We start from the raw sequence: 23473 nt of genomic DNA on the forward strand, positions 1-23473 counted from the left end.
GATGAGAGGCAGCTATGAAATATCGAAATGTATGGCTGACGGGGATAGTCCTAGCACTTGTTCCTTTTGCCGCCATTGCACAGATCTCACTTCCCCGGGTGGGAGGTGGTCTGCCGCAGATTCCCGATAACGGAATATACGGAAATGACCAATCCATATCCGGCCCCTTGGTCGATCCTTCCACCGGCGTTATAAATAATAACATATTGGACCGCCTAAGCGCTGCTGAACTGCGAACTATGCTTGAGCGGCTCCGCATCGACCGCGTGAAGCGGTTTCTCCGGGAAAATAAAAATTATGTCGAACGGGACCAATATGGTGATCCGGCGGTTCGCGGCGTTTTGATTGCCACCGGCATATCTGAAAGCTCCTTACAGAGCGCGACAGCAGAAGGATTTCGGATATTGGAGCGCGAGAGTATCGACGGGCTGGGCATAAGCTATGTCAAATTGGCGGTTCGTCCGGGAAGAAAACTGGAATCGGAACAGAAGAAATTACAAAAAATTGCTCGCGAAGCAGATATAAGCGCCGATAATATCTATTTTCCCAGCGGTTTAGATTCTGCAAATGCTTCGCTGCCTATAGCAATTCCCCCGCTGAATGGCTTGTTACTTGCCAGCGGCAATACACCCTCTGGCGCAATGGGACTAATCGACGGCGGCATCGCCCGTCATGATGCAATCAATATAGCCGTCGAGCAGCGCGGCTTTGCCAAGGGTGCGCCATCGGCCAGCAATCACGGGACCGCTATCGCTTCGCTTGTTTCTGCAAACCCGCATAGACCACGGCGCCTTCTTGCCGCAGACATATATGGCCGTGATCCGGCTGGCGGTAATGCAACAGCGATCGTGCAGGCGCTCGGTTGGATGGCACAGCGACAGGTTCCGGTTGTAACCATCAGTTTGGTCGGCCCCGAAAACCCACTCCTTGGTCTCGCCATTTCTGCAGCACAGAAAAAAGGTGTGTTAATCGTGGCCGCTGTGGGAAATGACGGTCCGGCTGCGCCGCCGCGTTTTCCAGCATCCTATAAGGGTGTGATCGGTGTGACGGGCGTTGATCGCCGCGAACGCGCACTGCCAGAAGCAGGGATCAGAACGCCTGTTGATTTCGCTGCGCCGGGTGCTGATCTCAAAGGAGCATCGCCGGACGGCAAAATTATTTCTTTGCGCGGGACTTCTTTTGCTGCGCCACTAGTCGCTGCAAGGCTGGCAGTGCATTATCCTTCCCCCGACATCACTCGGATCAGGCCATCGATCAATGCGTTGATCCGGGAAGCCAAAGATCTTGGCAAAAAAGGGCCAGACAAAATTTTTGGCAACGGCCTGATCTGCGGAAAATGCGGGCTTCGTTAAGCCATTACAGCTTTTTCTGCATTTTTTTTCATTACTGTGGATTAAATCATCAAGCCGCATCGTTCTTTTACCAGACGACGAAAATATCATCGTCAAGCAAGGAGAAAGACCATGAAAAAATTTGTAGCAAGCACATTGACGATAGCCTTTCTAACCACAGCACCGGCATCAGCCCAATTGCTGGGCGGCGGTGGCGGTCTGGGCGGCGCGCTTGGTGGAACATTGGGCGGTACAATGGGCGGCACGCTGGGCGGCGGAAGTCTCAGCGGACCCGATACAATTGGCCGGACGACAGGCACAATTACGGGACGCGGCGATGCCAAGGGTTCGACCCGTGTTGACCGCAAAGTCAATACGCGCTCTGGTCAGGTTTCCACCAACGCCGACAGCAATGCCAATGGTTCATTGCTCGGCTCGGTTGATCTGCCAACCAGCTCAGCAAGCGGCTCGGCCAATGGCTCCGCCTCCGCCAATGGCAGCGCGAATGCAAATCTGATTGGCACAGATGCGGTCCGCTCGACCGCTGGTCAAGCAGCCTCAACTGGCCGAGGCACCGTCCAAGGCGCGAAATCGGTTGCAGGTAGCGTTGCAGCCCAAGCTACCGGAACAGCTTCAGGAGCAGCGGGCAGTGCCATGTCATCAGCATCGGGTGCAGGTTCGCTATTCGAAAATGCCGCCGGTAATGCCAGTGGCAATGCCAGCGGTAATGGAAACGCATTGGCGATGGGCAATCTTGGGCAACTCGCTGCATCAGGAAGCTCTGCTGCCAATGCAGGCGGAATGTTCTCCGTTGCTCCCGGTATGCCTATTGAAGATCCCAAAGGCCGCGTGGTGGGATATGTCCAGTCCGTGCAACAGACCGGAGCAGGCGTAGTCCAATCGGTGGTCGTCGAAGCGGGCAACCGCACTGCCACTTTACCAGCGGCCAGCTTCGCCGGTTCTGGTGACATACTGCTGACCGCTATGAGCAAAGGCGAGATTAAGAAAGCGGCGAAAGCTCAGGAAGAACAAAGCGAAGCCGAATAACCATTTGCCATAATGGTGCATTTAATCTGTGCTTTAGTCCCCCTTTTGCAACAGCGTGCACCATTATACGCAAGAAGCGCGCCGGATAACCTCCGGCGCGCTTTACTTTTGACAGTAACACCATCCCGATAGGACAAATCAAACTTGCAAGACTTAGCTATCTAGCCAAATCCTCAAAGCTCCGCTAACGAACGGCCATGCTTAATTTTAGCAATATAACAGTGCGTCTTGGCGGTGCAGTCATTTTAGATGGAGCAACTGCTGCCCTACCCCCCGGCGCGCGCGTAGGGATGATTGGCCGCAATGGTGCGGGCAAATCCACCTTGATGAAAGTCGTAGCTGGACTGCTGGAACCCGATGACGGCAGTGTCGATATGCCTAAAGACGCGCGTATGGGCTATATTGCACAAGAAGCACCCGCTGGCTCTGCAAATCCGCTGGACACGGTTTTAGCGGCTGATACAGAACGCGCCGCACTGCTCGAAGAAGCGGAAACCGCCGATGATCCGCACCGGATTGCTGAAATCCATGAGCGGCTTAATATGATCGAGGCGCATAGCGCACCGGCTCGTGCGGCAAAAATCCTGATTGGCCTTGGCTTCGATGAAGAGGCCCAGCAAAAACCGATGGACAGCTTTTCCGGCGGTTGGCGAATGCGCGTGGCGCTTGCCGCACTTTTGTTTTCGCAGCCCGAATTGCTGCTCCTTGACGAGCCGTCTAACCACCTTGATCTTGAAGCAACACTTTGGCTTGAAAACTTCCTGACCAGCTATCAGGCGACCATATTGGTGATCAGCCATGAGCGGGACTTGCTCAACAATGTGGTTGACCATATTCTGCATCTGCAAGGCGGAAAAACTACGCTTTATCCCGGCGGCTATGACGCGTTTGAAAAACAGCGTGCCGAACGTCAGGCGCAACTGGCTTCCGCCCGTGAAAAACAAATAGCCCAGCGCGAAAAACTGCAAGCCTTTGTCAGCCGCTGGGGAGCCAAGGCGCATAGCGCGAAACAAGCTCAAAGCCGCGTTAAGGCGCTCTCGCGCATGGAGCCGATTGCAGCGGCGATTGAAGATCCTTCGCTCAGTTTTCACTTCCCCAGCCCTGCTGAATTGAAACCGCCGCTAATCACACTGGACGATGCAGCTGTGGGATATGGTGATAATATCATTTTGTCAGGGCTGAACCTGCGGCTTGATCCCGATGACCGCACCGCTTTGCTGGGCCGTAATGGTAATGGCAAGACTACGCTGGCCCGCCTGCTCGCCAGCCAGTTGGAGCCAAAAGCGGGCGCGATGAATAAATCGGGTAAGCTGACCGTGGGCTATTTTACCCAATATCAGGTTGAAGAACTTGACACGACCGACACGCCGCTGGAACATATGACCCGGCTGATGAAGGATGCCAAACCGGGAGCCGTGCGCGCGCAGCTTGGCCGCTTTGGTTTTTCCGGTGATAAAGCCACGGTAAAGGTCGGCAAGCTTTCGGGCGGTGAGCGCGCGCGGCTGGCCCTTGCGCTTATTACACGCGATGCACCGCATCTGCTGATCCTCGACGAACCGACCAACCACCTTGATGTCGATGCCCGCGAAGCACTGGTCCACGCGCTGAATGAATATAGCGGCGCAGTGATCCTCGTCAGCCATGACCGCCATATGCTGGAGCTGACCGCCGACCGCCTTGTCATGGTCGATAGCGGCAAGGCACAGGAGTTTTCCGGTACGCTGAATGACTATACCGATTTTGTTTTGGGACGAAATCAGGAGAAACCGGCAAGCAGCGGTAGCGGCGGCGGCAACCGCAAGGAAGAACGCCGCCTTGCCGCCGAACGGCGCAAGCAGCAATCGGAACTGCGTAAAGCCGCCAGCACTGCCGAAAAGAAAATTGAAACCCTCGGCAAAAAGCTGTCAGCCATTGACCGCGCGATGTTCGACCCGGCAAGTGCAGAAAAAGATTATGCGGATTTGACCATGACCGAATTGATGAAATTGCGCGCCTCCGTTCAAGAGGAACTGGAACAGAATGAAACCGACTGGTTAGCGGCCAATGAAGCGATCGAGATGGCTAATGCCTAAAATACCATTCTGGAAGTTTGTGCGGAAAATACCACGATCCGCACGTTTGCAAGCACTCACTTCCGTCCCGTCGACCTCGTGCTTTCCAATGCACTCTTATTCAGGGATGTCATTTTGACCGATACATGGAAGATAATTCTTCCCTGCACCCGTGAAGAAGCAGATTATCTGTCAGAGAATGAACCGTTCATCAGTTCCGATGATAACCCGCCCACAATTGTCACAAGCGAAGCCGATCCCGAAACGCCGGATAATTGGTTGATCGAGATATATTGCAACGCCAAACCCGATGCTGGTTTGCTTGAAAGCATCGCAGAACTCTCTCCGTCTGCCCGGATAGCCGGCGTCGCACCAAGTTACGAAAAGCTGCCCGATGAAGATTGGGTTACGCTTAGCCAACAGGGGCTGGAGCCGATACGCACAGGCCGTTTCTATGTCCATACACCCAGTAGCCCGCCGCTGTATGATTCCGATGTTATCAACATATGCATAGACGCGGGCCGGGCGTTTGGCACCGGCCACCACCAAACAACGATGGGCTGTCTACAAAGTCTCGACCGGCTGAAGCGTTTGGGCGGACGTTATCGCAATATCATTGATGTAGGAACCGGCACAGGTTTGCTGGCCTTTGCGGCCCGTCACCTATGGCCAGCCGCCAAAATTATTGCCAGCGATATTGATCCGGTCGCGGTGCAGGTCAGCAAAGACAACGCCCGGATAAACGCCTTTCCGTCTGCGCCCATGCCCGGTGCAATAGAATTACTGACCAGCAATGGCCTTGACCATAAAAATATCGCCCGGCGCGCTCCTTACGACCTGATCATTGCCAATATATTGGCAGGCCCCCTGATCGCCCTTGCACCGCAAATTGCGGCTGCTGCCGCGCCGCGAACGACACTCATTCTGGCTGGTTTGCTAAAAGAGCAGCATAAGGACGTGCTCCATGCCTATATCAGGGCGGGCTTTCGTTTGCGTCATGAAATCATGGAAAATGAATGGCCTTGCCTCACACTGGTGAAAACAAACCAATATGGCGCTACGAAAATAGGGCGAATAATCAAATCACCGTTGGCACGCGATTATTTCGGGGAATGTTGACCCCGTTTGAGGGAAGATATTTTCATATTATAACCGCATCGCCCGACTGCGCACTGGCATGGTCCTGCGTTCCGTGGGTTAGCAGCTCATCACCTTCAACAATTTCGGCAATCGCAATATCCGGCATGTCGGCAATTTTTTCGTAAACCGGCTTGAAATCCGTTTCGACCGTCACGCGCAGCAATTCTTCCAGACCGGGTATGACAAAATAATTTTGCTGGAAATCATCAATCCGATATTCGGTACGCAGCACCCTTTCCAGATCGAACATGATACGATTGGGGCTATCGCTTTCCAGCGCAAACTTGCTTTCGCCATAGCTTGAAACAATACCGGCGCCATAGATACGCAATTCTTCCGCTTCCTGAATAAGGCCAAATTCAACCGTATACCAATATAGCCGTGCCAGTTGTTTCAGCGTTCCAAATTCGAGCGCCCGAAGCCCCCCGCGGCCATAAGCCTCCATATAATCGGCAAAGCGCTGATCAGCCAGCATCGGAACATGGCCGAATACATCATGGAATATGTCTGGCTCTTGCAAGTAATCAAGCTGGTCGGGTTTCCGGATGAAATTCCCGGAAACAAACCGCCGATTGGCGAGATGATCGAAAAACACATCATCGGGAACCAGACCGGGCACCGCAACCACCTGCCATCCGGTCGCATCCATCAATATCCGGTTGAGTTCATCAAAATCCGGAATACCGGCTTTGGAAAGTTGTAAAATATCAACCCCGTCCATAAACGCCTGTGCTGCGCGGCCCGGTAGCATTTTGCACTGACGCGCAAACAGCGTGTCCCATGTGGCGTGTTCTTCGTCGGTATAGGCAGGCCAATTCTGGTCAATCGTCCAGTCGGCATTTGCGTGTGCCGGTGGCTTATCATAAACATGGTTTTCCGGGTCGGGGGCAGATAGCATAGAGCTATCTTACAGTAAAAAAGGTTTCAATGGCAACTTCTTGCTTAAAATGGGCGAAACGCATTTTCGTCAGCCTGTTGGCTGTAATTATATTATATCTGTTAGCGGCCTTGGCAGGCAGCATATTACCCGCCAATCAATTTTGGAAAAGCCCGGATGATGGCTTGGAATTATTCATTGAAACCAATGGTTTGCATACCGCTATTATCATGCCCGCCTATAGTGACGTGCATGATTGGCGGACGTTAATCCGGCCCGAAGATATCGACAGTTCGATGGGCTATAGCAGCCATGTTATGATCGGCTGGGGTCATGAAGGGGTCTATCGAAACGCCGAGCATTGGCAGGATTTGCGCTTTAGCGATGCCGTAAGCGCCATTCTTGGCAGTGATGACGTATTGCTGCACGTTTATCACCTGAACTATCCACAGGCTTATCCCCGTTTCCGGCGCAGCATCATGGTCAGCGAGGCGGAATATCGGCTGATCGTAGAAGCCATAAAAGGCCGCTTTGTTCTGGATCAAGCCGGGCAATCTATTCCATCAGCCGGTTATGGAAAGCACGATATATTCTACAAGGCTCGCGGCCATTATAATGTTTTTTATACCTGTAATAGCTGGACCAGCGATGTTTTGCGTCAGGCCGGCATCCGGACTGGCATCTGGACCCCGTTTCAAGGCGGCGTAATGCGCTGGGTTATGGATATCGAGCCACAGACGGATGTTTCGCGATTAGGTGCACCCAAAAAATACTCCCCATATTCGTCATCCTGAACTTGTTTCAGGATCTATTTCAAGGAGTCCACAACCTACGTGATATACATAATGGATCCTGAAACAAGTTCAGGATGACGAGAATATTATATCCGGCAAGGCAGAAACTCCACACCTACCCTGCCGCTTTTACAATTTCTGCCCAGGCCGCTTCATCGATAACCTCTATACCCAATTCGGTGGCCTTTTTCATCTTTGATCCCGCTCCCGGCCCGGCGACCACCAGATCGGTTTTCGCACTAACCGATCCCGACGCCTTTGCCCCCAAAGCCTCCGCCTGTGCCTTTGCTTCATCACGGCTCATCGTTTCCAGCTTGCCGGTGAATACCACGGTTTTGCCCGCGACTTTGCTATCGCGCGTCTCGACAATATAATCGGGCGGCGTGACTTCACTTAGCAAGTCGTCCCAAAGCGCGCGGTTATGCGGCTCATGAAAAAAATCAGCCAGTGCCTCCGCCACGGTCGGCCCAACACCGTCAATCGCGGTTATTTCTTCCCGAACAGCTTCATCATCACGCGCAGCCGTCGCTACTTCGGCCAATTTGGGCAGCGTCGTGAAATTTTTCATCAAATCACGCGCCGTTACCACGCCAATATGGCGTATCCCCAAGCCAAAGAGCAGCCGCGCCGCGTCTGCCGAGCGTTTCTTTTCCACAGCAGCCAACAGGTTATCCACAGACTTTTCCTGCCAGCCATCGCGCGCCAATATGGCTGCGCGATGGGTATGGAGGCGAAAAATATCCGCCGGACTTCCAATAAATCCGGCCTCAATAAATTCCGCGATGCTTTTTTCACCCAGACCGTCAATATCCAGCGCCGCGCGCGAGGCAAAATGCGCCAGTCGCTGGAACCGTTGAGCCGGACAAATCAGACCGCCGGTGCAGCGAACATCGACCTCACCCTCTTGTGCGACCGCTTCGCTGTTACATTCGGGACAATGGTCGGGGAAAACATAAGGTTCGCGCACGTCATCACGGGTCAGATTTTCCACAACTTGCGGAATAACATCACCCGCCCGTTGAACCAGCACCCGGTCACCGGGGCGCACGCCAAGCCGTTCAATTTCATCGCGGTTATGCAACGTCACATTCGACACAACCACCCCGCCTACCGTCACGGGTTTCAACCGCCCGACAGGGGTCAGCTTGCCGGTGCGGCCTACCTGAATATCTATGTTTTCCAACGTCGTTTGCGCCTGTTCCGCCGGAAACTTATGGGCAATGGCCCAGCGCGGGGACTTCGCCACAAAACCAAGGCGTTTCTGCCAGTCGAGCCGGTCAACCTTATAAACCACCCCGTCAATATCATAGGGCATATCCGCGCGCTCAGCCTCTATATGGCGGTAATGATCCAGCATCTGATCCAATGTTTCAAACCGCTGCATCAACGGCGATACCGGAATGCCCCAACTGGCAATTGACGCCATGACATCAAAAACGGTTTCACCCGGCTCACTGCTTGCCTCGCCCCAGCCATGCGCCCAGAATTTTAGCGGGCGTTTGGCCGTAACATTTGCATCTTTCTGGCGCAGCGATCCGGCTGCTGCATTGCGCGGATTGGCAAACTGGCGAATTTTTGCGGGGTCAAAATCAATATTCTTCACCGCTGCATCGGCTTTGCCTTCTTCCATCAGGCGGGTGTTAAGGCCTATAAAGTCACTTTTGGCCATATAGACCTCTCCGCGAACTTCAAAAACTTCGGGAATATCATAGCCCCTTCCCTTCAGGGGAGGGGTTGGGGTGGGGGAATCAGTCTGTAAGAGCGAGGATTCTCCTATACCCAGCACCTGCGGAATATCGGCAATCATCCGGACATTGGCAGTCACATCCTCGCCGATCTGGCCATCGCCGCGGGTTGCCGCAAGCACAAGCTCTCCCTTTTCGTAACGTAGCGCACATGACAGGCCGTCAATCTTGTCCTCCGCCGTCACGGCCACCGGCTCCCCCTCCGGCAGGTTCAAAAACCGCCGTACCCGCGCGATCCATTCGGCGATATCCTCATCCGCAAAGCCGTTGTCGAGCGAATACATCCGCTGTGCATGTGTGATTTTCGATAGCGGTGAGCTGGCCACTGCCGCACCAACCTGCTTATTCGGGCTATCATCGCGCACCAAATCCGGGAAAGCCTCCTCCAATGCATTGTTGCGCTTAATCAGTGCATCATATTCCGCATCGGATATTTCCGGCGAATCTTCGGCGTGATAGAGCTTGTTATGCTTGGCAATAATACGGGCAAGACGCATGAGTTCGTTTGCTGCATCAGCTTTTGAGAGGTCGGTTGGCTCAATCGTGCTCATCACACCCTCTCAAGTAATCGGTCCGCCTGCGCGCGGGCTTCGTCCGTTATATCCGCGCCCGACAGCATCCGGGCAATTTCCTGACGGCGGCCCTCATTGTCCAGCGCAGTGACATCTGTGCGCGATACTGTGCCGTTGGAGCTTTTGTTGATGAGCATATGGGCATTGCCCTTGGACGCAACTTGCGGGCTATGCGTCACGACCAGCAACTGGGCGCTGCCCGACAGGCGGGACAAACGGTCGCCAATGGCAGAGGCCACCGCGCCGCCAACACCGCGATCAACCTCGTCAAAAATAATCGTCTTAGCCCCGCCTTCTTCCGCCAAAGCAACCTTCAGCGCCAAAATGAAACGCGACAATTCCCCGCCCGAAGCAATTTTGCCAAGCGGAGCCAGCGGCGCACCGGGATTGGTGGAAATTAAAAATTCAATCCGGTCCATACCATGAACGCCCCACCGGGCCTCGTCGAGCGGTTCCAACAGTGTTTCGAACCGCGCGGCATCCAGTTTCAGTGGTATAAGTTCCTCGGAAACCGCCTTATCCAGCGCCTTTGCGGCCTTGACCCGCTTGAGCCGCAAGGCCTCTGCCGCGTCGACATAGGCCTGTTTTGCAACCTTCACTTTGGTCTCCATCTCTTCCAGTGAAGCGCCCCCGTCACTAATCGCCGCCAGCCGGTTTTCCAGATCAACCAGCAATTGCGGCAGACCATCGCCCTCAACCCGATGCTTGCGCGCCAATGCCCGAAGATCAAACAAGCGCGTTTCCATATCGTCTAGTCGTTGCGGATCAAAAGCCAGTGCATTTGCCGCCTCGTTGAGCTTATCTTCTGCCTCGCTCGCCTCAATCACAGCGCGATCAATTGCCTGCAATGCTTCTGCCAATAGAGGGTGGTCTTGGGATATCCGGTCCAATCGCCGCGCTGCCGTTCTAAGGGAAGCCAGACCACCGTTCGATCCGTCAAAGGCTGTTCTAATCGCTTCAAGGTCGCCGGTGAGCTTTTCACCCTTCATCATTGTCGCACGCTCCAGCGCCAGTTCCTGTTCTTCCCCAGGTTGCGGAGCAAAATTGGTTAGTTCTGCTACACTATGCTCCAGATATTCACGGTCCAGTTCAGCAGCTTCCTGATCATTCAGGGCTGTTTCCAGCATAGCTTTCGCAGATTGCCAGCTTTCAAAAGCGTTTCTAACCTTTGCGTCATCAACCCCAGCATAAACATCAAGCAAGCGGCGGTGGCCACGCGGGTTGATCAAGCCGCGGTCATCATGCTGTCCGTGAATCTCGATTAACCAACCACCAATTTCACGCAGCATAGCGGCAGAGCAAGGCTGATCATTGATAAAAGCACGGCTGCCGCCATCCGCCTTAACCGAACGCTTTATAATCAGCGGTTCACCCAGTTCCAGATCAATATCATTATCACTTAGGTATAATGCCAGTTTACTATCTTTAGTAGGCGAAGAAAAACTAGCGGTGACTTGTGCTTTTTCGGTGCCTTGGCGAACCAATCCGCTATCCGCGCGATTGCCAAGCACAAGACCAAGCGAATCCAGCAAAATCGATTTACCTGCCCCGGTCTCCCCGGTCAGCACAGAAAGACCAGACCCGAATTCCAGGTCCAGCGCTTCGATAAGGACGATATTACGGATGGAAAGAGATAGCAGCACAGCTCTCTCTTAAATCACGTTCATCCTAGCTGCAACGCCCCATGGGCATGGCAAGTATAATTTGCACGAATTCAGGTTGTTCCGTGTTTATTCACAAGTTTATAGGCGCGTTCATACCATTTTGAACCCGGGTAATTGGCCCCCAGAACCGCAGCAGATTTCTGGGCCTCTGCGGGAACGCCCAATGCCAGATAGGATTCGGTCAATCGCATCAATGCTTCGGGTGCATGGGTCGTAGTTTCATATTTGTCGATAACCGTGCGAAAACGGATAGTCGCTGCCAACCACTTGCCACGACGTTGGTAAAAACGGCCAATTTCCATTTCCTTGCCTGCTAAATGATCATTGACCAGATCCATTTTCAACAGAGCATCGGCAGCATAGCTACTATTGGGATAGCGACGCGCCACTTCACCTAATGTAGAAAGTGCTTGTTCGGTAATCTTCTGATCCCGTGTCACATCACTAATCTGCTCATAATAGCTGAGCGCGATCAGGTAAAAGGCATAAGGCGCATCTTTATTACCAGGGTGAATCGATAAAAAGCGACGTGATGTTTCAATCGCCTTATTATAATCACCTGCCACATAATAGCTGAATGCACTCATTTGTTGTGCACGACGGGCCCATGGAGAATAAGGATGTTGTCGCTCAACCTCGTCAAATAACGCAGCGGCGATTCTATACTGTCCACGATCAAGTCGATCTTTTGCTGCGTTATACAATGTATTCACGTCGCGGGCGACATAGCGAGTGTCTGTTCCACCCCCTCCGCCACCGCCCAGTGCGGCACATGCTGAAAGAGTGGTAACCGACAAGCCCAATAGAGCCGTTTTGATGATCATGTTTTTCATAGCACTTCCCTTAACCACTAATCCCTTGCCCGCCAATAGTTCTTTAAACGAAGCGTTATCATTCACTGCTTTTAGCTTCCGGTTTCCTAACGGATTTTCATTGGCTGTAAGATGAATGAAAGACAAAAAAAAGGGTCCCGCTTGCACGGAACCCTTTTTTGTACATGTTCAAAAGAACTAGTCTTCTGTGATTGAACTTGGCAATGGAATATCACCGCCGCCATTTTTGTCGCCGTTATTACGGCCACGACCACGTCCACCACCATCACGACCACGTCCACCGCCATCACGGCGCGGTCCACGGGATTTATCGCCTCGAGGTTCTCGTGCAGGACGGGTATCTTCCAGCTCTTCGCCAGTTTCCTGATCAACCACACGCATTGACAGACGGACCTTGCCACGCTGGTCAATTTCAAGAACCTTGACCTTGACTTCCTGGCCTTCGCTTAGTTCATCTGAGACTTTCTCGACACGTTCATTCTTGATTTCAGAGACATGGACAAGGCCATCCTTGCCGCCCATGAAATTCACAAATGCACCAAAATCGACAAGATTTACAACTTTACCATCATAGATTTTGCCGACTTCGGCTTCTTCTACAATGCCGGCTATCCATGCCAGAGCTGCATCAATCTGAGATTTATCGGAAGAAGAAACCTTGATTAAGCCTTCATCATCAATGTCAACCTTCGCGCCGGTTTCCGCAACAATCTCACGAATAACCTTACCGCCGGTACCGATAACATCGCGGATTTTTTCTTTGTTAATCTGCATCGTTTCGATACGCGGAGCATGCTCGGACATTTCGGTACGAACTGATGACAGAGCCTTATTCATTTCACCGAGGATATGCTCACGGCCACCACTGGCTTGTGCAAGCGCTGACTTCATGATTTCCTGCGTAATGCCAGCTACCTTGATGTCCATTTGCAAGGATGTGATACCTTTTTCGGTACCTGCAACTTTGAAGTCCATGTCACCCAGATGATCTTCGTCACCGAGAATGTCGGAAAGAACCGCAAATTCTTCGCCTTCAAGGATCAGGCCCATAGCAATACCTGAAACTGGGCGCGCCAGAGGCACACCGGCGTCCATCATAGCCAACGAGCCACCGCAAACGGTTGCCATCGAAGATGAGCCGTTGGATTCGGTAATGTCAGAAAGCACACGAATCGTATACGGAAACTCTTCCACTGTAGGCAGAACCGGACGAAGAGCGCGAAAAGCGAGCTTACCATGACCGGTTTCACGGCGGCTGGTAAAACCAAATCGGCCTACTTCACCAACTGAATAAGGTGGGAAATTATAGTGCAGCATAAAGTTGGTGTAGCTAAGGCCATCTAGACCATCGATCATCTGCTCGGCATCTTTCGTACCGAGTGTCGTCGTCACAATTGCTTGTGTTTCACCGCGAGTGAACAAAGCCGAACCATGGGTACGCGGTAACAAGCCAACCATCGCTTCGATCGGGCGAACTTCATCCAGCTTACGACCATCAATACGCGTGCCATCTTTAATAATCGCGCCGCGAACGATCTCAGCTTCCAGCTTCTTGACCATCTTTCCGGCGGTCATTTGGGTCTGGCCGTCTTCTTCGGCATATTTTTCTTTGGCTTTTTCACGAACCGCATTCAAAGCATCGGAACGCTCTGATTTGTCAGTTTTTTTGTAAGCCGCAGCAATGTCTTTTCCAACCAACTTACGCAGTTCTTCTTTGATATCGCTATTATCGTCGCCAGCATCAAGCTGCCAAGGCTCTTTAGCAGCCTGCTCAGCCAGATCGATGATCAGATCAGTAACCTGCTTGGACGCTTCATGAGCGAATTCGACAGCGCCCAGCATGACTTCTTCGGAAAGCTCTTTTGCTTCCGATTCTACCATCATCACGGCGCCCTGAGTAGCAGCGACAACGAGATCGAGCTCACCTTCAGCAACCTCCTCCATGGATGGGTTCAGCTGATATTCGCCTTCTTTATAGCCCACACGAGCAGCACCGATCGGCCCCATGAAAGGAACGCCCGAGATGGTCAGCGCAGCAGAAGCTGCGACCATCGCCAGAATATCAGGTTCATTAACACCGTCATAGCTCATTACCTGACAGATCACGTTGATTTCGTTATAGAAACCTTCGGGGAATAGCGGACGGCAAGGACGGTCGATCAAACGTGAAGTCAGAGTCTCTTTTTCCGTCGCGCGGCCTTCGCGCTTAAAGAAGCCGCCTGGGATACGACCAGCGGCTGAGAATTTTTCTTGATAATGGACGGTGAGCGGAAAGAAATCCTGTCCTTCACGCACCGATTTAGCAGCGGTTACTGCACACAGTACAACCGTTTCGCCGAGGGTCGCGAGTACAGCACCATCGGCCTGACGAGCAATACGGCCCGTTTCGAGAGTGAGGGTCTGTCCGCCCCACTGCATTTCAACTTTTTTTACATCAAACATTCGTATTTTCCTTTGTCCCGCCTGCCCTATGCAGTGCGGGGGCTTTCATTTATCCAGCAATCCGGCTGGAAAGCGGTTGAGAGCTAATTTCGCTCCCGTTATCTGGCATTTTTCGCCTTATTGCGAAAATCCGCCTTTTCTGCCCCCAAATTCAGGGGGACCAATGCGAAAACGGCCTCCATCGGGAGGCCGGTTTCAAATTTCTTATTTCCGGAGACCAAGATCTTTAATGAGTTTCGAATAGCGTCCCGCGTCTTTCTTGCGGAGATAATCCAGCAAGGAGCGGCGCTTGTTCACCATCATTAGTAGTCCGCGACGCGAATGATTATCTTTGTGGTGACCTTTGAAATGCTCGGTGAGGTTAACAATTCGCTCGGTAAGGATTGCAACCTGAACTTCTGGAGAACCGGTATCGCCTTCTGTTTGTGCGAACTTTGTGATCAGTTCCTGTTTTTTTTCTACGGTAATCGTCATAATATTTTTCCTTCGAACATCTTTACATATTAAACCCGCGAACGACCTTTATGGTCCCGTCAACAAGCTCTGCCAGTGCAACCGGACTATCATCCTCAGTCGCCAGAAAGAGCCCGTGAAGCCCTTGTTTTTGGGCGGGGTTCCCGATCAAATCCTGCTCATCCAGCATTACGCCTTGACGAAGCAGTCTTGCCTGATCAGGATTGAGGTCAAAAGCCGGGATGTCGTCCAGCCCCGCCTCAAGCGGCAAGAGATAATCTTTAATGTCCGCGCCCTTACCAATTTCATTGAGTTTGTCCAGCGAAATCGCATGTCCCAACGTGAAAGGACCAGCCTTGGTGCGGCGCAACATCGAGACATGTCCGACTGTCCCAAGCTCACGCGCAATATCGCGCGCGAGAGAGCGGATATAAGTTCCCTTGGAAACATCGGCCGTAAGAGTAACGCTTTCGATGCTTTCTTCCTGTTGACCTTCTTGGCAGCCCTCTTGAAGCTTGGAAGAAATTGCCAGAGCGTGAATCGTGACTTTTCGCATCTTCATTTCCACCGCTTCACCGGCTCGCGCGAGATCATAGGCCCGCTTGCCGTCAATCTTCAATGCAGAATATTTTGGCGGAATCTGTGATATAAGACCAATAAATTGCGGTAATATCTCTTCAATCTGTGCCAAGGAAGGCAAGTAATCAGAGGTTTCGGACACATCTCCTTCTGCATCTAGAGTTTCAGTTTCTGTTCCGAATGTAATTGTAAACTCATAGGTTTTCGAAGCATCTAGCATACGCCCGCATAACTTCGTCGCTTCACCAACGGCAATTGGTAGCACCCCGGTAGCTAGCGGGTCCAGCGTACCACCATGTCCGACTTTGGTCTTGTTTTTGCCCTTTCCAAGAAGGCTTGCTTCCCGCAAATTGCGTTTTACTGCACCAACAGCTTGAGTAGAGCCAAGCTCCAGCGGCTTATCGAGAATAATCCAGCCATGTGGTTTCACCCGCTCGCTCCTGTTCAGTAATTTAAAGAAGATCGATTCCGGATTATTCTTCAGGCAAATCTTGCGCTACTTTGGGATGACGAAGCAGCTTTTCTATGTGCTGGGCTTCATCAAAGCTCTCATCCACAAGAAATTTGAGACGCGCGGCATATTTCATCTTTACCCGCTTTGCGACTTCCTTTTGGAAAAAGGCCGTATTGGTTTTAAGCGCTTTAAGCACGTCTGCTTCGTTCGCACCCAAAAGCGGCTTTATAAACACCGTCGCGTGACGCAAGTCCGGCGACATCCGCACTTCTGTCACGCTGACGGAATGAGAGGTCAGCACATCATCGTGCACCTCTCCGCGCATCAACAGTTCTGATAAGATATGCCGGATCTGCTCACCCACACGAAGCAATCGCACAGAGCGACCTTCAGGGGATGTATCGTTATATTTTGCCATTATTCAACCGTGGGTCCAACCTTAGCCGTGGACGTAGCTTTCACCAATAATGCGCCGGATTTATCATAAAGCTGCGCTTCCAAAAACGCGACGCTCCGTCCCATTCGAATAATCTGTCCTTCGCCATATACCCGGCCCGGTAGCACAGGCTTGATATAGGTCAGGCTTAGATCCAGTGTCAAAGGCGCATATTCACCCCCCGATTTTATCAGTACCGGGATACCAATGGCCTCGTCGATCATGGCAGCGACAAAACCGCCTTGAATGGTCCCGCGGGGGCTGACAAAATTTTGCGGTGCATCAAATTGCATACGCACAGCACCAGTGTCTTTATTTGCTTCCAAAACGAGAGAATTAAGCGTCTCGGAACATGGTGGGCGTTTGAAGCCCAACATGTCCTCTTGTTTTAACGCTTCAATCATTTCTGCTCCCCAGAAGGACTGATCTGCCATTAAAGAATGCGTTCTTTCTCTTCAACTTCAAAGACTTCAAGCATATCTCCAGGCTTGATGTCGTTGGTATCTTCGAGCACCGCACCACATTCCATGCCCGCGCGCACTTCCTCAACATCGTCTTTGAAACGGCGCAATGAAGCAATGGTCGTTGCGCTGACAATAACATCGTCGCGGGTAAGGCGAGCGAACAAGCCTTTGCGCAGTGCGCCTTCGGTGACAAGCAGACCAGCGGCTTTATCTTTCTTACCGGATTTAAACACATCCTTGACCTCTGCACGGCCCACGACATTCTCGATTTTCTCCGGACCAAGTTCACCGGCCATTTCGGCACGGATCTCATCGGTCAGATCATAGATAATATCGAAATATTTAAGTCGCACACCATCACGCTTGGCTATATCGCGCGCTTTTGCATTTGGACGCACGTTAAAGCCAATGATCGGCGCATTACTGGCCGCAGCCAATGTCACATCACTCTCGGTAATCGCTCCGACACCGCTGTGCAAAATCCGCACCTTAATGTCATCATTCGATATTTTATTGAGTGCCTGCACAATCGCCTCGGTCGATCCCTGAACGTCTGCTTTGACGAGCAACGGAAACTCAACCGCACTGTCAGCAGCAGCTGAGAACATATTTTCCAATGATGTCGGGGCTTGTGTCGTGCGTAGCAATTTCTGTTGCTCTGCACGATAAGCAGCGACTTCGCGGGCCCGGCCTTCATTCTCAACCACGGTCAATTTATCACCGGCTGAGGGCACACCTGATAGTCCCAGGACTTCGACCGGGACCGATGGCCCAGCCTCTTTAAGCTGCGCGCCTTTTTCGTCGATCATCGCACGTACCTTACCGGTTTGCGAACCAACAACAAAAACATCGCCGCGTTTCAAAGTACCACGTTGAACCAACACGGTCGCAACCGGGCCTCGCCCTTTATCGAGCTTGGCTTCCACTACAATAGCTTCGGCAGGACGATCCGGACGGGCTTTGAGTTCAAGCAATTCGGCCTGCAAGTGAATTTTCTCGATCAACTCATCAAGATTCGTCTTTTTGAGCGCAGAGACTTCTACATCCTGCACATCACCAGACATAGCCTCAACTATCACTTCATGTTCAAGCAAACGAGTGCGAACCTGCATCGGATCAGCAGCTTCCTTGTCAATCTTGTTGATCGCTACAATCATCGGCACATCTGCCGCTTTCGTGTGGTTAATCGCCTCAATTGTTTGTGGCATCAAACCATCGTCTGCCGCCACAACCAAAATCACAATATCTGTGACATTGGCTCCGCGCAGCCGCATGCTGGTAAAGGCTTCATGGCCCGGCGTATCCAAAAATGTGATCTTGTCACCATTTTTCATTTTGACCTGATAAGCGCCAATATGCTGGGTAATACCGCCAGATTCACCCGCAACCACATCGGTTCCGCGCAAGGCGTCCAGCAAGGATGTCTTACCATGGTCGACATGCCCCATGATTGTAACCACAGGAGGACGCGGTTTAAGCGTTTCTTCCGGATCGACATCTTTCTCTGTGTCAATTTCAACATCAGACTCGGACACACGCTGAATACGGTGGCCAAATTCTTCGACCAGCAATTCTGCGGTATCCTGATCAATCGTCTGGTTGACGGTAACCATGGACCCCATGTTGAACAGTGATTTTACCAGGTCAGCGCCTTTTTCGCCCATACGTTTTGACAGTTCCTGAACCGTAATTGCTTCTGGAACAATTACATCGCGAATCTGCTTTTCACGTGGTTCACGCGGCTGACCAGACATTTGTGCACGCTTTTCCTTTTCCCGCGCACGCTTGAGCGCAGCAAGAGAACGAGCACGCGCCGCGCCATCATCACCGCGCAGCGCGCGGTTAACGGTCAATTTACCCGATTGGCGGCGATCACTGCGATCGCTGCGCCCAGTTTTGGGCTTCGGCTTGGGTTCTGGTCGCTTCGGCGCCTCCACAGGCGTAAATTTGCGCGCCGGTGGATGCTTGGGCGCAGTACTCGGCTTGGCTGGAGCAGGTTTTTCTGACACGGGCTGTGCTGGATCAGGCTGAGGAACATTTGCATCATCAGTTTCAACAGATGCGGCCGCGGCCTCCTCGGCTGCCTTAATTTCTTCCTGAGCCTTTTTAGCCTTTTCCTCTTCCGCTTTGCGCTTATCTTCAGCGCGCTTCTTCTCTTCGGCGGATTGAGCTATCTTAGCCTGCGTATCACGTTTACGCGCCTCCTCCATGGCAGCCAAACGAGCTTCTTCGGCCTCGCGCAGTAATTTTGCCTGCCTTTCTTGACGGGTCAGCATGTCATCCTGTTTTGGCTTAGGAGCAGGTGCGGTTTTTTTCACCGGAGCAGGCGCAGGCGCAGGAGCCGGAGTTTCCGGCACAATATTCTTGGCCGCTTCCTGAGCCCCCGGCTTGCCAACCAGCTTGCGGCGCTTGACCTCGACGACGACTTTGTTGGTGCGTCCGTGGCTAAACGTCTGTTTGACTTCGCCCGGCTCAACCGAACGCTTCAATCCCAAAGGCTTGCGTTCAGGTTTGGCGGTATCTTTCTTATCTTCACTCATCGAACAGACTTAATCCTTAAAAATTTCATTACTTCAATAATCTAACAGGCAACTTCAATTTAACTCACGCAACTCTCGTCTCCGCAATATGGCTATCGTTTAAAGTGACACCATCTGTCCAGCATGTGCGAAATTCGCTCCGCCGCTCTGTGGTCGATAATCCCTATATGCACGACATTTTGACGCCCCAATGCCACAGAAAGGGCCTGTCGGTCCACTGGCAAAATCCGACCACGGACATCCTGTCCTTCACGGTCGCTACCAATGCGCCAGGCCTGATCCAGTTTCGCAGAACCATCTCGTCCAGCGTCGGATGCGTGGAGGAGCATATCGACGTCCCCCTGCCGGGCAGCAGTTTCAATTTTTTCCGAACCGGTCAACAGCATACTGCCACGCGCTTCCAGACCCAGCCTGTCTAATGTGGCGCGTTCAAGCGCATTTTCAACCTGCTGAGCCAGATCATCCGGAATATCAACCTTGCCAGTCTTGAAAGCACGCGACAACGCACTTTTCAATGTGCCCTTATCCTGAGCCTGCTCAAGGCCACGGCGATCCACACTGATCCAAGCACCGCGACCGGGCGCCTTGGCACGAACATCGGGTGCTATCTGACCATCTGGACTTAGCGCTAGACGCACCAAACCCTCCTGAGGAAGGCTTTCCCCAGTCAGTATACATTTACGGTGCGGCGCGCGATCTAAAGGTTTAGAAGGCGTCTCATTGGGGAGTTTCCGCATTCGCGTCCTCCCCTTTTTCACCTTCAGCGGCGGGGGCCGCTTCGTCTTCATCCTCAAACCAATGAGCGCGAGCAGCCATGATAATCTCATTGCCCTGCTCTTCGGTCAGGCCGTAGCTAGCGAGAACGCCGTCCGGCTCAGGCTTGCGATTGTCATTGCGACGGCGTGGTTCGGATTTTCGCTTCAAAACAAGTTCATCGGTCGCCAAATCGGCAACATCATCCAATGTCTTGAGGCCAGCTTTGCCCAAAGTCACCAACATAGCTTCCGTCATATAAGGAAGCTCAGCCACGGCATCTTCAACGCCCATCTCGGTCCGTTCTGCCTTGGCTGTCGCTTCCCGGCGCTCCAACGCTTCCAAAGCGCGGCTTTGCAATTCGGCGGCCAGCTCTTCATCAAAGCCTTCGATATTAGAAAGCTCTTCTGGAGCAACATAAGCGACTTCTTCCATCTCGCTAAAGCCTTCTGCAACCAAAAGCTGCGACAAGGTTTCATCAACGTCGAGATCTTCCTGGAACATCGCAGTGCGAACAGCAAATTCGGCCTGACGCTTCTCGCTGGAATCCGCTTCGGTCATGATATCAATCGCCAAACCGGTCAATTGAGATGCAAGACGTACATTCTGTCCGCGACGACCAATAGCAAGGCTTAACTGGTCATCAGGGACAACCACTTCGATACGGCCTTCTTCTTCGTCGATTAGCACGCGGCTTACCGTCGCAGGCTGTAGCGCGTTAACGACAAAGGTCGCGATATCGTCGGACCATGGGATAATGTCGATCTTCTCGCCCTGCATTTCCTGCACGACGGCCTGAACGCGACTACCTTTCATACCGACACAGGCACCAACCGGGTCAATGGAGCTGTCATGACTAATCACACCGATTTTGGCACGGCTACCCGGGTCACGTGCAGCGGCTTTAATCTCGATAATACCGTCATAGATTTCCGGCACTTCTTGTGCAAACAGCAGCTTCATGAAATCAGGATGTGCGCGCGACAAGAATATTTGCGGGCCACGGTTTTCGCGGCGAACATTCATGATCAGCGAGCGAACGCGGTCCCCTACACGAGCGGCCTCACGCGGGATTTGCTGGTCACGGCGAATAACGCCCTCGGCGCGGCCAAGATCGACGACGACATGACCGAACTCAACCGATTTTACGACACCGGTAATAATCTCACCGGCACGGTCCTTAAACTCTTCATACTGCCGCTCACGCTCTGCGTCGCGGACTTTCTGGAAGATAACCTGTTTTGCGGATTGCGCGTCAATACGCCCCAGATCAACAGCGGGCAGCGGATCAACGATAAAGTCACCGACTTTCGATCCCGATTCCAGTTTTTCAGCCTGCTTCAGATCAACCTGCTTGAAATAGTCTTCGACTTCCTCAACCACTTCAACCACACGCCAAAGCCGCAAATCACCGCTTTGCAGGTCGAGCTTCGCGCGAATATCATTCTCCGCACCATAGCGGGCCCGCGCGGCTTTCTGAATCGCTTCTTCCATCGCTTCAACCACAATGGTCTTGTCGATCATTTTTTCCGATGCAACCGCATTGGCAATAGCTAGCAATTCAGCCTTATTCGCAGAAATGGCACTGGCCATGATTAGTCTTCCTGTTCTTCGGTTAAAATATCTTCTTCAATTTCATCTGCGCCATCGGTCGAAACCGGCATGGCCGCAGCAATCAAGGCATCAGTCAGAATCAGCTTGGCGCTGTGCACATTCTCAAGATGCGTCGTTTGACGTCCCAGCTTGCGATCGTCAATCGCTATTATCTCACCTTCAATAGCTTCAAGCAAGCCGCGCAATTGTTTCTTGCCCGAAACCGCCTCAATCAGATTGATCCGCGCTTCGTGCCCTGCCCAATTTTTGTAATCTTTTGCCCGGGTTAGCGGACGGTCTATTCCGGGAGAGCTGACTTCAAGCCTGTAAGCCCCTTCAACCGGATCACGCCCTTCTTCTTCCAGCGCGTCAAACTTTGCTGAAATCCGCCGCGACAGAGCCGCACAATCATCTATGTCAAGTTGTCCGGTTTCTGGCCGCTCAGCCATAATCTGTAATGTAGGCTCATCTGCACCAGCAATAAATTGCACACGCACCAGATCAAAGCCTAAAGCCTGTACTTCAGGTTTAACAAGGTCGATGATGGCAGTCATTTCGGTCAAATTTTGTTCCAGCTATAATGCAAAACTCTTTCGTGCCGGCCCCGTCCGGCGCCAGCCCCTTCAAATTCTCTACAATGTCGGGATGAATGTTACTTAGGGAATGTTTCCCGTTTTTGCAATGCAATTCTACAGCAACTAATTTTCTGCATAGCGAAAAACTTAAATGGCAGCCACATTATAAACAAGCTGACCGACATAAACTAACAGTAAGACTGCGCCTTCCCAGCGAGAAATTTTTCTCCCTGTGGCAGCAAAAATCAATAATAATACAGATGTAGCAAACAGCAAAGGCAAGCCGAAACCTGCTATTTCAAAAGGAATTGTTCCCGGCGCAATCATTGCTGTAACACCGCCGATAAGAAGCAGATTGAATATATTTGAACCCAGAACATTGCCCAAAGCAACTGCACTGGCCCCTTTATAAGCTGCAATCACGGAAGTGACCATTTCCGGTAACGAGGTTCCAATGGCGACCACCGTCAAACCGATAACAGCCTCGCTCAATCCGATCATTCTAGCGAGATCAACAGCGCCTTCAACAAGCCACTTACCACCCAAAATTACCAGTATAAGCCCCACAATCAGAATCAGAGAAGATTGCCACAAGGGTTGTTTAAAATGTAATTGGGTATCCGTTATTTCGAGCGCCTCTGCTTTTTCATGCACTGCGCTGGCACCCGTGTCATGTGTTTGTTCTGCCCAATAGGCGTAGCCGAGATAGATAAGCAAAATACCTATAAACCCTGCGCCAATTGCAATGGTAATCCCGCTATTATTCGCAACATACCAAAGCACCGCCGTCATAATCAGCGCCAATCCACCATCACGCCATAATGGCCCTCGCGGGACGGCCATGGGCAAAATAACCGAGGCCGCCCCCAGTATTAAAAGGCTGTTGGCGATATTAGAACCGACAATATTACCCCAAGCAATGCCCGGCGATCCGGCACGCGCAGCCTCGACACTGGCCACCAGCTCTGGAGCCGATGTACCAAATCCGACAATGGTCAGACCGATAAGCAGCTCTGACATCCCTGCGCGCTCCGCAATACGCACAGCCCCGCGGACCAGCAGCTCACCCCCGCCAATTAGTATAACAAACCCCGCCAGCAAGGTTAAAGCTGCGACTATCATGTCATGGT

The 23473-nt window shown here is 52.2% G+C and carries 19 protein-coding genes; 5 read left to right on the forward strand and 14 right to left on the reverse strand.

Features of this window, described 5'->3' with window-relative positions:
• The first annotated feature begins 14 nt into the window (after positions 1 to 14).
• From AB1K62_RS05455 to AB1K62_RS05470, 4 genes are all read left to right on the forward strand, one after another.
• Positions 15 to 1352, forward strand: a complete 1338-nt coding sequence (locus tag AB1K62_RS05455) for a S8 family serine peptidase (protein WP_367001889.1) — start codon at positions 15 to 17, stop codon at positions 1350 to 1352.
• 111 nt (positions 1353 to 1463) lie between these two features.
• Entirely contained in the window at positions 1464 to 2378 is a 915-nt protein-coding gene (locus tag AB1K62_RS05460) for a hypothetical protein (RefSeq protein ID WP_367001891.1), read from the forward strand.
• A gap of 197 nt (positions 2379 to 2575) precedes the next feature.
• Positions 2576 to 4450: an ABC-F family ATP-binding cassette domain-containing protein gene (locus AB1K62_RS05465; protein WP_367001893.1), complete on the forward strand. Its 1875-nt coding sequence runs from the start codon at positions 2576 to 2578 to the stop codon at positions 4448 to 4450.
• A 114-nt stretch (positions 4451 to 4564) separates the two neighbouring features.
• On the forward strand, positions 4565 to 5548 hold the full coding sequence (locus tag AB1K62_RS05470; RefSeq protein WP_367001895.1) for a 50S ribosomal protein L11 methyltransferase: 984 nt from the start codon (positions 4565 to 4567) through the stop codon (positions 5546 to 5548).
• A gap of 22 nt (positions 5549 to 5570) precedes the next feature.
• Here AB1K62_RS05470 and phhA read toward each other — a convergent pair whose 3' ends face one another.
• Entirely contained in the window at positions 5571 to 6467 is an 897-nt protein-coding gene (gene phhA, locus AB1K62_RS05475; protein WP_367001897.1) for a phenylalanine 4-monooxygenase, read from the reverse strand.
• A gap of 29 nt (positions 6468 to 6496) precedes the next feature.
• On the opposite strand from phhA, the gene AB1K62_RS05480 reads away from it, so the two are divergent.
• Complete coding sequence (locus tag AB1K62_RS05480; protein WP_367001899.1) at positions 6497 to 7240, forward strand: TIGR02117 family protein; 744 nt, start codon at positions 6497 to 6499, stop codon at positions 7238 to 7240.
• Between the two features lie 115 nt (positions 7241 to 7355).
• Here AB1K62_RS05480 and ligA read toward each other — a convergent pair whose 3' ends face one another.
• The 13 genes from ligA to AB1K62_RS05545 all read right to left on the reverse strand — a co-directional run bounded on the left by ligA (position 7356) and on the right by AB1K62_RS05545 (position 23465).
• A complete protein-coding gene (gene ligA / locus AB1K62_RS05485; protein ID WP_367001900.1) occupies positions 7356 to 9536 on the reverse strand; it encodes an NAD-dependent DNA ligase LigA in 2181 nt (726 codons plus the stop codon).
• Positions 9536 to 11200, reverse strand: a complete 1665-nt coding sequence (gene recN / locus AB1K62_RS05490) for a DNA repair protein RecN (protein WP_367001902.1) — start codon at positions 11198 to 11200, stop codon at positions 9536 to 9538. The genes ligA and recN overlap by 1 nt, the downstream gene beginning before the upstream one ends.
• 71 nt (positions 11201 to 11271) lie before the next feature.
• Positions 11272 to 12054: an outer membrane protein assembly factor BamD gene (locus tag AB1K62_RS05495; RefSeq protein WP_367001904.1), complete on the reverse strand. Its 783-nt coding sequence runs from the start codon at positions 12052 to 12054 to the stop codon at positions 11272 to 11274.
• A 177-nt stretch (positions 12055 to 12231) separates the two neighbouring features.
• Positions 12232 to 14496, reverse strand: coding sequence for a polyribonucleotide nucleotidyltransferase (gene pnp, locus AB1K62_RS05500; RefSeq protein ID WP_367001906.1), 2265 nt, complete (start codon positions 14494 to 14496; stop codon positions 12232 to 12234).
• Between the two features lie 204 nt (positions 14497 to 14700).
• Positions 14701 to 14970, reverse strand: coding sequence for a 30S ribosomal protein S15 (rpsO, locus tag AB1K62_RS05505; RefSeq protein ID WP_367001908.1), 270 nt, complete (start codon positions 14968 to 14970; stop codon positions 14701 to 14703).
• 22 nt (positions 14971 to 14992) lie between these two features.
• Entirely contained in the window at positions 14993 to 15958 is a 966-nt protein-coding gene (gene truB, locus AB1K62_RS05510) for a tRNA pseudouridine(55) synthase TruB (protein ID WP_367001909.1), read from the reverse strand.
• 43 nt (positions 15959 to 16001) lie between these two features.
• Entirely contained in the window at positions 16002 to 16400 is a 399-nt protein-coding gene (gene rbfA, locus AB1K62_RS05515) for a 30S ribosome-binding factor RbfA (RefSeq protein ID WP_367001911.1), read from the reverse strand.
• Positions 16400 to 16852, reverse strand: coding sequence for a PaaI family thioesterase (locus tag AB1K62_RS05520; protein WP_367001912.1), 453 nt, complete (start codon positions 16850 to 16852; stop codon positions 16400 to 16402). The genes rbfA and AB1K62_RS05520 overlap by 1 nt, the downstream gene beginning before the upstream one ends.
• Positions 16852 to 19422: a translation initiation factor IF-2 gene (gene infB, locus AB1K62_RS05525; protein WP_367001914.1), complete on the reverse strand. Its 2571-nt coding sequence runs from the start codon at positions 19420 to 19422 to the stop codon at positions 16852 to 16854. The genes AB1K62_RS05520 and infB overlap by 1 nt, the downstream gene beginning before the upstream one ends.
• Before the next feature lie 92 nt (positions 19423 to 19514).
• Positions 19515 to 20159 (reverse strand): DUF448 domain-containing protein, encoded by a 645-nt coding sequence (locus AB1K62_RS05530; RefSeq protein WP_367001915.1) that lies wholly within the window; start codon positions 20157 to 20159, stop codon positions 19515 to 19517.
• Complete coding sequence (nusA, locus tag AB1K62_RS05535) at positions 20140 to 21768, reverse strand: transcription termination factor NusA (protein WP_367001916.1); 1629 nt, start codon at positions 21766 to 21768, stop codon at positions 20140 to 20142. The genes AB1K62_RS05530 and nusA overlap by 20 nt, the downstream gene beginning before the upstream one ends.
• Before the next feature lie 2 nt (positions 21769 to 21770).
• Positions 21771 to 22322 carry a ribosome maturation protein RimP gene (gene rimP, locus AB1K62_RS05540; RefSeq protein ID WP_367002073.1) on the reverse strand — a complete coding sequence of 184 codons (552 nt, stop codon included), beginning with the start codon at positions 22320 to 22322 and terminating at the stop codon, positions 21771 to 21773.
• Between the two features lie 168 nt (positions 22323 to 22490).
• Positions 22491 to 23465, reverse strand: coding sequence for a calcium/sodium antiporter (locus AB1K62_RS05545; protein WP_367001917.1), 975 nt, complete (start codon positions 23463 to 23465; stop codon positions 22491 to 22493).
• Between the last annotated feature and the right edge of the window lie 8 nt (positions 23466 to 23473).

Origin of the sequence: Parasphingorhabdus sp. JC815 (assembly GCF_040717415.1) — a bacterium.
Classification (GTDB): Bacteria; Pseudomonadota; Alphaproteobacteria; order Sphingomonadales; family Sphingomonadaceae; genus Parasphingorhabdus.

Bases quoted from the DNA above. Each gene is read 5' to 3' on its own strand.
- AB1K62_RS05455 (WP_367001889.1), top strand. From the start codon at position 15: ATGAAATATCGAAATGTATGGCTGACGGGGATAGTCCTAGCACTTGTT.
- AB1K62_RS05460 (WP_367001891.1), top strand. From the start codon at position 1,464: ATGAAAAAATTTGTAGCAAGCACATTGACGATAGCCTTTCTAACCACA.
- AB1K62_RS05465 (WP_367001893.1), top strand. From the start codon at position 2,576: ATGCTTAATTTTAGCAATATAACAGTGCGTCTTGGCGGTGCAGTCATT.
- phhA (WP_367001897.1), bottom strand. From the start codon at position 6,467: ATGCTATCTGCCCCCGACCCGGAAAACCATGTTTATGATAAGCCACCG.
- AB1K62_RS05480 (WP_367001899.1), top strand. From the start codon at position 6,497: ATGGCAACTTCTTGCTTAAAATGGGCGAAACGCATTTTCGTCAGCCTG.
- ligA (WP_367001900.1), bottom strand. From the start codon at position 9,536: ATGAGCACGATTGAGCCAACCGACCTCTCAAAAGCTGATGCAGCAAAC.
- AB1K62_RS05495 (WP_367001904.1), bottom strand. From the start codon at position 12,054: ATGAAAAACATGATCATCAAAACGGCTCTATTGGGCTTGTCGGTTACC.
- pnp (WP_367001906.1), bottom strand. From the start codon at position 14,496: ATGTTTGATGTAAAAAAAGTTGAAATGCAGTGGGGCGGACAGACCCTC.
- rpsO (WP_367001908.1), bottom strand. From the start codon at position 14,970: ATGACGATTACCGTAGAAAAAAAACAGGAACTGATCACAAAGTTCGCA.
- rbfA (WP_367001911.1), bottom strand. From the start codon at position 16,400: ATGGCAAAATATAACGATACATCCCCTGAAGGTCGCTCTGTGCGATTG.
- AB1K62_RS05520 (WP_367001912.1), bottom strand. From the start codon at position 16,852: ATGGCAGATCAGTCCTTCTGGGGAGCAGAAATGATTGAAGCGTTAAAA.
- infB (WP_367001914.1), bottom strand. From the start codon at position 19,422: ATGAGTGAAGATAAGAAAGATACCGCCAAACCTGAACGCAAGCCTTTG.
- AB1K62_RS05530 (WP_367001915.1), bottom strand. From the start codon at position 20,159: ATGCGGAAACTCCCCAATGAGACGCCTTCTAAACCTTTAGATCGCGCG.
- nusA (WP_367001916.1), bottom strand. From the start codon at position 21,768: ATGGCCAGTGCCATTTCTGCGAATAAGGCTGAATTGCTAGCTATTGCC.
- rimP (WP_367002073.1), bottom strand. From the start codon at position 22,322: ATGACTGCCATCATCGACCTTGTTAAACCTGAAGTACAGGCTTTAGGC.
- AB1K62_RS05545 (WP_367001917.1), bottom strand. From the start codon at position 23,465: ATGATAGTCGCAGCTTTAACCTTGCTGGCGGGGTTTGTTATACTAATT.